8 protein-coding genes are annotated in these 8,182 nt (G+C 63.7%); 2 read left to right on the top strand and 6 right to left on the bottom strand.

Translation table 11 applies throughout. The features are described from left to right. The 6 genes from VFB18_RS14545 to VFB18_RS14570 form a co-directional block, all read right to left on the bottom strand. A partial coding sequence (locus tag VFB18_RS14545) for a respiratory chain complex I subunit 1 family protein (RefSeq protein WP_324976846.1) occupies positions 1-773 on the bottom strand: 773 nt, incomplete at its 3' end. Beyond that, on the bottom strand, positions 764-2,773 hold the full coding sequence (hyfB, locus tag VFB18_RS14550; RefSeq protein ID WP_324976849.1) for a hydrogenase 4 subunit B: 2,010 nt from the start codon (positions 2,771-2,773) through the stop codon (positions 764-766). The genes hyfB and VFB18_RS14545, both read right to left, overlap by 10 nt. A 7-nt stretch (positions 2,774-2,780) precedes the next feature. Beyond that, complete coding sequence (locus VFB18_RS14555; RefSeq protein ID WP_324976867.1) at positions 2,781-3,026, bottom strand: helix-turn-helix transcriptional regulator; 246 nt, start codon at positions 3,024-3,026, stop codon at positions 2,781-2,783. A 229-nt stretch (positions 3,027-3,255) separates the two neighbouring features. Then, positions 3,256-4,167, bottom strand: a complete 912-nt coding sequence (locus VFB18_RS14560) for a BadF/BadG/BcrA/BcrD ATPase family protein (protein WP_324976852.1) — start codon at positions 4,165-4,167, stop codon at positions 3,256-3,258. A gap of 113 nt (positions 4,168-4,280) precedes the next feature. Then, positions 4,281-5,507 carry an N-acetylglucosamine-6-phosphate deacetylase gene (gene nagA / locus VFB18_RS14565; RefSeq protein ID WP_324976856.1) on the bottom strand — a complete coding sequence of 409 codons (1,227 nt, stop codon included), beginning with the start codon at positions 5,505-5,507 and terminating at the stop codon, positions 4,281-4,283. Further along, positions 5,504-6,547, bottom strand: coding sequence for an SIS domain-containing protein (locus VFB18_RS14570; RefSeq protein WP_324976858.1), 1,044 nt, complete (start codon positions 6,545-6,547; stop codon positions 5,504-5,506). Before VFB18_RS14570 ends, nagA begins: the two co-directional genes overlap by 4 nt. A 139-nt stretch (positions 6,548-6,686) precedes the next feature. Here VFB18_RS14570 and VFB18_RS14575 point away from each other — a divergent pair, with 139 nt between their 5' ends. Together VFB18_RS14575 and VFB18_RS14580 are read left to right on the top strand one after the other, a co-directional pair. Continuing rightward, a complete protein-coding gene (locus VFB18_RS14575) occupies positions 6,687-7,583 on the top strand; it encodes an N-acetylmuramic acid 6-phosphate etherase (protein WP_324976861.1) in 897 nt (298 codons plus the stop codon). Positions 7,584-7,719: 136 nt separating this feature from the next. After that, positions 7,720-8,112 (top strand): hypothetical protein, encoded by a 393-nt coding sequence (locus VFB18_RS14580; protein WP_324976864.1) that lies wholly within the window; start codon positions 7,720-7,722, stop codon positions 8,110-8,112. The last annotated feature ends 70 nt before the right edge of the window (positions 8,113-8,182 follow it).

Consider the following 8,182-nt stretch of genomic DNA (forward strand, 5'->3'; position numbering starts at 1 on the left):
GGCGCTCCGTCGCCTGCGGCGATGCCCCAAGGGATGAACAGACAGGCGACGACGGAGACGTAGACAAGGAGCTTCAGCTCGGCCGACAGGTCAATCAGGGCGAGGTGCCGGCCCGAATATTCGAGCACCATGGCCTCGTGCACCATGGTCAGCTCGAGATGCGTTGCGGGATTGTCGACGGGAATGCGCGCGTTCTCGGCGATCGCCACCATGATCAAGGCGATCAAGGCCATGCCGAGCGAAACGCGCAGACCCTGTTCGCCGGAGGCGAGGTAGCCGGCCATGGTCGAGAGCTGCGTCGAGCCGACGACCAGCGCCAGCGTGAAGACGATCATCAGCATCGCCGGCTCGGCGAGCGAGGCGATCATGACCTCGCGGCTCGAACCGATGCCGCCGAAGCTCGTACCGACGTCGAGGCCAGCGAGCGCGAGAAAGAAGCGCGCGCTGCCCAGAAGCGCGATGATGGCGATGAGATCGGCCGACCAGGAAAAGATCAACCCGGTGGCGAAGGTCGGCACCAGCGAGGCGGCGACCCAGGTCGCGGCGAAGATGAGATAGGGGATGGCGCGAAATAGCCAGGAGGCGTTGTCGGCGAGTACCACCTCCTTGCGCAGCAGCCGCGCGAGGTCGCGGTAAGGCTGGAGTAGAGGCGGCCCTTGGCGCAGGAGGAGATGCGCCTTCACCTTGCGCACGAAGCCCGTCAGGAGCGGAGCGAGCGCCAGCACCAAGAACATTTGCGCAGCCTGCACCGCAAGATCGAGGATCAAGGCCATATTGCGAGCACGAGCAAGAGCCCCACGAGGGCGGCGAAGACGAAGCCGAGATAGCGTCGGATGCTGAGATACTGGAACCGATTGAGGCGGTCCGCGACGTATTCGACGGCACTGGCGACGGGAAGGTAGAGCGTGTCCCAGATGAGGTCGCTCAGTCGCACGGTGATGCGCGCGGGCGCCGGATCGCCCGGCGGCGGCATCTCCACGCGCTCGCTTGCCTGGAAGACAAGTGTACCGAACACGCGGCGGATCGGCTGGGCGAAGCTCGACGCGGTGTATTGCGTAGCGGGGCTGGGGTCGGGATAGCCGCAATCCCACGCCGGCGCGCGGCGCAATTTGTCGGAGGCGAGCCGATGAATGGCGAGCGCCGCGGCGGTGGCGGAAAACACGATGAAGAGGAAGACGAGCAGGCCGTTATAGGAGCTGCGGCTTTCGGCGATCGGAACGGTCGACAGATAGGGCACGTGACGCTGCAGCGGCATGCTGTCACCGACCATGGCCTTTGCCGCCGGAGCGAGCGCATCGATGAAGAAACCCGGCAGGATGCCGGCAAGGAGGCACAGCCCGGCGAGAGTGAACATGGCAGAGAGCGAGAAGTGGTCGGTCTCATGCGCGCGGGCGGCGGGCTCGGTACGCGGGCGGCCAAGGAACGTGACGCCGAAGGCCTTGACGAAACAGGCGGCGGCAAGGGCGGCCGACAGCGCGAGCAGCGCTCCAACCGCCGGCACGATGAATTTCAGCCCCCATGACGGTAGCTGCGGGCTCTGGAGGATGGCTTGAAAGATGAGCCATTCGGAGACGAAGCCGTTCAGCGGCGGCAAGGCCGAGATCGCGACGCAGCCGACGAGAAAGGCGAACGCGGTGAGCGGCATGCGCCGGATGAGGCCGCCGAGATGCTCCATGTCGCGCTCGCCGGTCGAGGCAACCACGCTGCCCGCCCCGAGAAAGAGGAGATTCTTGAACAGGGAGTGGTTGAGCACATGCAGGAGGGCGGCGGTGAAGGCGAGTGCCGCGGCCCAAGCAAGACCGAAGGACTGGAAGGCGAGCGCAAGGCCGAGGCCGATGAAGATGATGCCAATATTTTCCACCGTGTGATAGGCGAGCAGCCGCTTCAGATCGTGCTGCATCAGGGCGTAGAGGACGCCCATCACGCAGGTCAGCCCTGCCAATGCCAGCACCACGATACTCCACCACCAGGACGGGTTGCCGAGCAGATCGAAGGTGACGCGGATGAAGGCGTAGACCGCGACCTTGGTCATGACGCCGCTCAGGAGCCCGGAAACCTGGCTCGGCGCTGCGGGATGCGCCAGCGGAAGCCAAGCATGCAGCGGCACAAGGCCCGCCTTCGACCCGGTCCCGATGAGAACCAGGACCAGCACAAGCGCGGCGAGCGGCGCACTCAAATCGTTGCCGCGAATGGCGCTGAAAGCGTAGGCCCCGTCGGGCCCGGCAAGAAGTCCGAAGGCGAGCAGCAGCGCAAGGGTGCCGAAGCTCGCCATGATGAGATAGACATAACCGGCACGGAGATTCTCTTCGATCTCGTCATGCGCCATGACCAGCGCCCAAGACGAGAGCGACATGAACTCCCAGGTGAAGAGGAAGGTGAAGGCGTCGTCGGCAATGACGACGAGGTTCATGGCGGCGAGAAACAGCGGGTAGAAGGGCAATACGCGCTGCGGCGCGCTCTCGTGCCGGCCGTAACCCAGCGCATAGAAACTTGCCGCCGCGGCGCCAAGATTGACGACGGCAAGAAAGAAGGCCGAGAGCGCGTCGAGCCGGAAATGGGCGCCGAGCCAAGGCAGCCCGAGCGGAAGGGTCAAGGCTTCGTCCGGTGTTTGACCAAGAAGCTGGGCGAGCGCTGCGCAAAGCGCCGCCAGCGAAATCGCGAGCGAGCCGCCGTAAGTGAGAATGCGGCCGCGCGAACCTCCGTTCAGCGGAAGCGACAACGCCGAGAGGATCAGCAGGAGCGCGGCGCAGGTGAGGACAGCGGTCAGCGCCATTGCCGGATCATGCCTTCAGGCGCACGCCGCGCCCGCCGCCCTGGCTCACGGCTCCCACACCGATCAACTCGATGCCCGCTGCGTCGAGCGCTTCGATCAACTTCATGAGCGAGTCGACATTGCCGCGGATCACGCCGTCGCTTGCCTCCATTCGCTGAATCGTGGGAAGCGAAAGGCCAGCCATCTCGGCCAGCTTGCGCTGATCGATTCCAAGCAGAGCCCGCGAAGCCCGCAATTGCGGCGCCGTAATAATGGCTGTCAGCCCCCCTCTCGTTCAGGACCCCGGGCCTTCTGCGATGCGGCTTTGACTCTTAAGGCATATACAAGAAACTATTATTGATGTCTAGTGCATCATAAAGCAAGTTCTGAACATCTGACGCGGTACACGAATGTTGGGTGCGCGCAGGGGGATCCGATCTGGCGAATTTGGTGTCCCGCCAGTTGCGACAGTCCAGGACGTGAGTCGCGTGGGTTATTGGTGATCAGGCCGCGGAAATGCTCAGGGCTTCAGGAGCCTCGCGCCTGCTGTCAAGAGCGCGACGTGCCATAAGAATTGCGCCGTCCAGAGGATCGCTTTGCGGCGGAACGAGAACACGGTGAGCCTGCGCGGGCAGCCAAGGAGTCAAGGGCTCGGCGAGCCCGCCGATCAGGCTTATGGCTGAAGCGCCTCCGACAGCGAGTCTATCGATGATGCGCGCAGCAGCCTCGGCAGTCTCTCGCACCAACTCGACCGCGAGACGGTCCCCGCGCGACGCATACTCGAAGACGAGCGGGGCGAATTCGGCGTACTGCGCCGGCGTCGCCTTTGCGGCGAACGCAACGATCTTGGCCGGGTCGCGTGCATAGCGATCAAGAATGAGGTCTGAGAACTTGGTACGCTCGGCTCGCCCATCGAAAGTCCACAGCGATCGCCGGAGCGCCTCCCGGCCCATCCTTTGCCCGCCCGCCTCGTCAGAAATTTCGGCGCCCCAGCCGCCGACATCGATACGCCGGTCGTCGACGACGGCCAGTCCGCACGACCCGGTGCCGAGGATCACGATGCCTCCATTGCCGCCACGATGGGCGCCGAGCCAGGCAATGTAAGCGTCCGTTGACACCACAGTCGATGCGAAGGAGGTCAGTCCGGCGCGTAGTTGCTCGCATGTGGTCTTCAAGCCGGCGCCGGCAAGGCCGAGCCCAGCGTGGACGCGATGAAGAATGCGCTCGTCTAGACCTGCGGCACGTATGGCGGCCCGAGTTGCGATCCGGATGGATTCTTTGGCCAGATCTAAATCAAGGTGGATATTGGCTGGGCCACCGCTGCCTTCGCCAAGTAAAGTCCCTTCCATGTCGCGAAGGCGGGCCCGGCAAGACGAGGCGCCTCCATCTATTCCGACGAAGAAATACTCAGCCATCGATTATTGGTGAATGCTCACAGCTGGGAAACTGCATGCGGTTACCAGCCTTGATTCTAAATGTCGAGCCCTAACGAAGCACGAACATAGTGAATCCGGCCTCAGCACCAATCTCAGGTCTTTTTGACGCGGGTGTGACCGCCTCTGGGCTTTGTAGGAACAGGGCGAAGACCTTTGGGCGGCAATAAGATTGGCCCTTCTTCCTTGCCTGCAACCCATGTCCCGAGCACCTCGAGGGTATCAGAGCCTAGGGCCACAATGTCGGCACGATACCCAGGACGGAGACCCCCAAGGACGTGCCCGATACCGATAAATTCCGCGGGATTTCGCGAGGCGAAACGCAGCGCATCCTCGACCGGGACATCGAGCATTCGTACGCAATTGCGCACCGCCGAGGCCATGTCGAGCGCCGAACCGGCCAACCTGCCGTCGGGGTTCGCGCATCGGCCGTCGATAACCTCAATTTCGGCCCCGTACAGATCGAAACTCGATCGGCACCCGCCGACCGGCGGCATCGCGTCGGTCACAAGCATCGGCCGAGCCCGGCCCCGTAACGCTAAGCGGAGCATTGCGGGATCCACATGGAATCCATCGACGATCATCCCGAACCACGCCTCGGGCGACTCCAGAGCCGCGGCTATGGGACCCGGCTCTCGGGCAGCGAGAGGTCTCATGGCATTGAAGAGGTGAGTGAAGCCGATGAGCCCTTCCGCCATCGCCGCACGAGTCTCGGCGTAGGTTGCCATCGAATGGCCGAGCGAAACGCGAGTCCCGGACTGCGCGAGCTGGGCGACAAATCCTTTCGGCACCCGCTCGGGGGCCAACGTCACGAGCAGAGTTCCTTTGCGCGGGCCGCAAAGCATCTCGAGGTCTTTGGCGCCCGGTTGGCGCATCAAGCTTGTGTCATGCACGCCCGCTTTTTCCGGAGACAGGAAGGGGCCCTCGAGATGGATGCCGAGCACGCTCGGCGCCTCTCCCACCAAGGATTGGGCCGCGGCGAAGGCAGCAGCCATCTTTGCCGGCGTGTCGGTGATGAAGGTCGGAAGAAGCGCGGTCGTGCCGAATTTGCGGTGGGCCGCGGCGATCGCGAGGATGGCATCGGGCGTCGGCGCGTTATTGAACAAGACGTCTCCGCCGCCATTGACTTGCAGGTCGATGAAGCCCGGTGCGAGCCAAGCCCCAGGGGGCAGCTTACGAACCTCGAGACCCAAAGGGACCTCCGACTGCGCAACGACGCCTGCGACGCGAGAGCCGTCGATCACGACGGCCGCATCCTTGTGCGTCGTCCAACCGTCAAACACGTTGCCGGCGGCGACGGCGTGGCGCTTCGTCTCGCTCATCTCGTCCGGGTGATCTTCCGCAAATGCCTCGGTTGGTCGATGTCGACGCCGCGGCGCTGGGCGAGACGAATAGCCAGCGCGTAGAGGCTTTGGATCAGGCATACGGCGTCGGTATCAGGATGGTCGAAAGCAAGTATCGGCAGTTGCCCGCTCTTTCCGCTGCTGTTTTCGGCGACGAGCACCGATGCGCTCTTGCGGCGGAGATCGGCGACGAGCTCCGCCAGGATCGCACCTGACGCGTCCGCCGGCATGAGCACAAGGAGCGGATAGCCGCTGGAAACCAAAGCGATCGGACCGTGTTGGAACTCGGCGCCGCTGAACGCCTCAGCATGAATGTTGCAGACCTCCTTCAGCTTCAAGGCGGCTTCCTGCGCGATGGCGAATGTAGGTCCGCGGCCCAACGTAGCGAGACTCTGCGCGCTGGCGAGCGCGCCCACGCCTTCCCCCCAATCCAGATCAGCGGCCGAGGCCAGACGGTCGGGGAGGCGATGAAGGGCCGCAGTCAGCTCGGGGTCACTGGCCCAAACCGCAACGAGGCTCAGCAGAGCGGCGAGGGAGGCGACGAACGTCTTGGTCGCCGCTACGCTCAACTCCTGTCCTGCCTCCATCGACAGGATAATGTCGCATGCCGAGGCGAGGGGACTTCTTGTGTCGTTGACCAGCGCCACCGTGAGCGCGCCCGAATCCTTCGCCCGGCATGCGGACTCGATGAGATCCTCGCTGCGGCCGGATTGCGAGATGGCCAGGAACAGTTGACCGTCCAGCCGCAAGCCCTTCCGGTAAACAGACATGATGCTCGGGGCCGCGTCGGCGACCGGGATGCCGAGATATCGCTCGATGAGGTATTTGCCGAAGGTCGCGGCGTTCGCCGAACTGCCGCGAGCGCAAGTCACCACGACGCGCGGCGGCTTCTGTCCCAACAAGGCGACGAGCTCCGCGAGCGGGCTGGCGAGCGTCTCGGCTTGACGGCGCACGACCTCTGGCGCTTCGCGGAACTCCGCCGCCATCAGCGGACCGTTTTTGCTTTGCGCCGCGCTCAAGGTAAAGACGCTCCTTGGCATACGTTCAGCAGCCTTGCTCCGTCGACAGTCACGTGCAATTGCTGAGCCGTCGCCGAGCGCAGCCAAAAGTTCCGGACCGGGCTTAAGTTGTCGCACTGCATGAGTGCCTAAAAGTCACATGAAGACCGAAGAATCCAGTCCCCGCTATTCCAGCATAGATCGCTGGGAGCCTGCGGATGTCTTGGAATCTTTGATCGAGGGGCAATTTTCTGCGGTGGCTGCCGTACGTGCGGCACTTCCGGCCGTCCTATCTGCCGTTTCCGCCATGGAGGCGAAGTTGCGAGAGCGGGGCCGGCTGGTTTACGCCGGTGCTGGCACCTCCGGGCGCCTCGCGGTTCAGGATGGGGCCGAACTTGCGCCCACGTTTGGCTGGCCGAGCGACCGCCTGGTGCTGTTGATGGCGGGAGGACGGGACGCGCTGTTGCGGTCCGTGGAAGGAGCCGAGGACGATATTGCGGAGGCACGCCGGCTGGTCGATCAACACGCGATCGGCGCTGACGACGTCCTCGTGGCGGTAGCCGCCAGCGGGACGACGCCCTTCACGCTGGCCTGCCTGCGCGAGGCGCGGGCGCGAGGCGCGTTGACCATCGGGATCGCCAATAATCGGGAGACGCCGATCTTGCAGGAGTCTCACCACCCCATCTTCCTCGACACGGGTCCCGAGCCGATTGCTGGTTCTACACGACTGCGGGCGGGCACGGCGCAGAAGATCGCGCTCAACGCGATCTCGACATCGCTCATGATCCTGCTTGGGAGAGTCTATTGCGGTCTGATGGTCGACGTACGGGCATCGAACGAGAAACTGGTGCGTCGAAGCGAGGATATGTTGGTCAAGCTGACCGGGTGCCGTCGGAGCGATGCCCGCGATGCTCTCGACCGGGCCTCCGGCAGCGTAAAGCTCGCGGTCTTGCTGCTCCACGGTTGCGACAGCGAGCGAGCCGAGATGTTGCTGGACCGCTGCCAAGGACATCTCGGAAAGGCGTTGGCCCTCATGTCGCGTTCGGATCCTGGTTAGTCGCTCGCGCCCGACCGTGTTGCATAAAGGTTACAATGCAGGCCGATCATCCTCCTGCGTCAGCAAAGGTACTGCCAAGCACGCGTAGTGGATATTACCCTCATGCCTCTTGGTACTGGTGATGGAGGGCGTTCCGATGAGGCGGTATTGGCGCGGATCGGCGCTGGCATCGATCGCGGCGGGTTTTTGCTTGGCTCTGGGCGCTCCAGCGCAGGCGGGTTGCGTCGGCCTGTCAGGCACCGCCGACGGGTTCGACAAGGAGACAGCGGTCAGTCGCGCGCAACTCGCGCTTGCCGATTACGTCAAGCAGTTCAAGGCGGAAAAGAAGCTCGGGGCGGTCACCGTGAGCGCCATGCGCGCCTCCCCGCAACCTTATTGGCGCGGCAGCGTCAGCTCGAACATGTTCTGCTTCAACATTTGGTGCGGCATTTACAAGCCAGACATCGTGACCAAGAATTCCTACACCGTCTGCTGGTCGGGCGTGGTATCGCCCTATGTGTGTACGTCCGGGGCCAAAGTCTGCTGGTAACGTGAAACGGTCCGAGCGGACCTTCTGCTCGCCGAACCTGATCTCCACCTCTGAACCCGGAGCCCGGCTT

This window comes from Methyloceanibacter sp. (assembly GCF_035650995.1).
Taxonomy (GTDB): Bacteria; Pseudomonadota; Alphaproteobacteria; order Rhizobiales; family Methyloligellaceae; genus Methyloceanibacter.

Bases quoted from the DNA above. Each gene is read 5' to 3' on its own strand.
- VFB18_RS14560 (WP_324976852.1), bottom strand. From the start codon at position 4,167: ATGGCTGAGTATTTCTTCGTCGGAATAGATGGAGGCGCCTCGTCTTGC.
- VFB18_RS14575 (WP_324976861.1), top strand. From the start codon at position 6,687: ATGAAGACCGAAGAATCCAGTCCCCGCTATTCCAGCATAGATCGCTGG.
- VFB18_RS14580 (WP_324976864.1), top strand. From the start codon at position 7,720: ATGAGGCGGTATTGGCGCGGATCGGCGCTGGCATCGATCGCGGCGGGT.
- hyfB (WP_324976849.1), bottom strand. From the start codon at position 2,773: ATGGCGCTGACCGCTGTCCTCACCTGCGCCGCGCTCCTGCTGATCCTC.
- nagA (WP_324976856.1), bottom strand. From the start codon at position 5,507: ATGAGCGAGACGAAGCGCCACGCCGTCGCCGCCGGCAACGTGTTTGAC.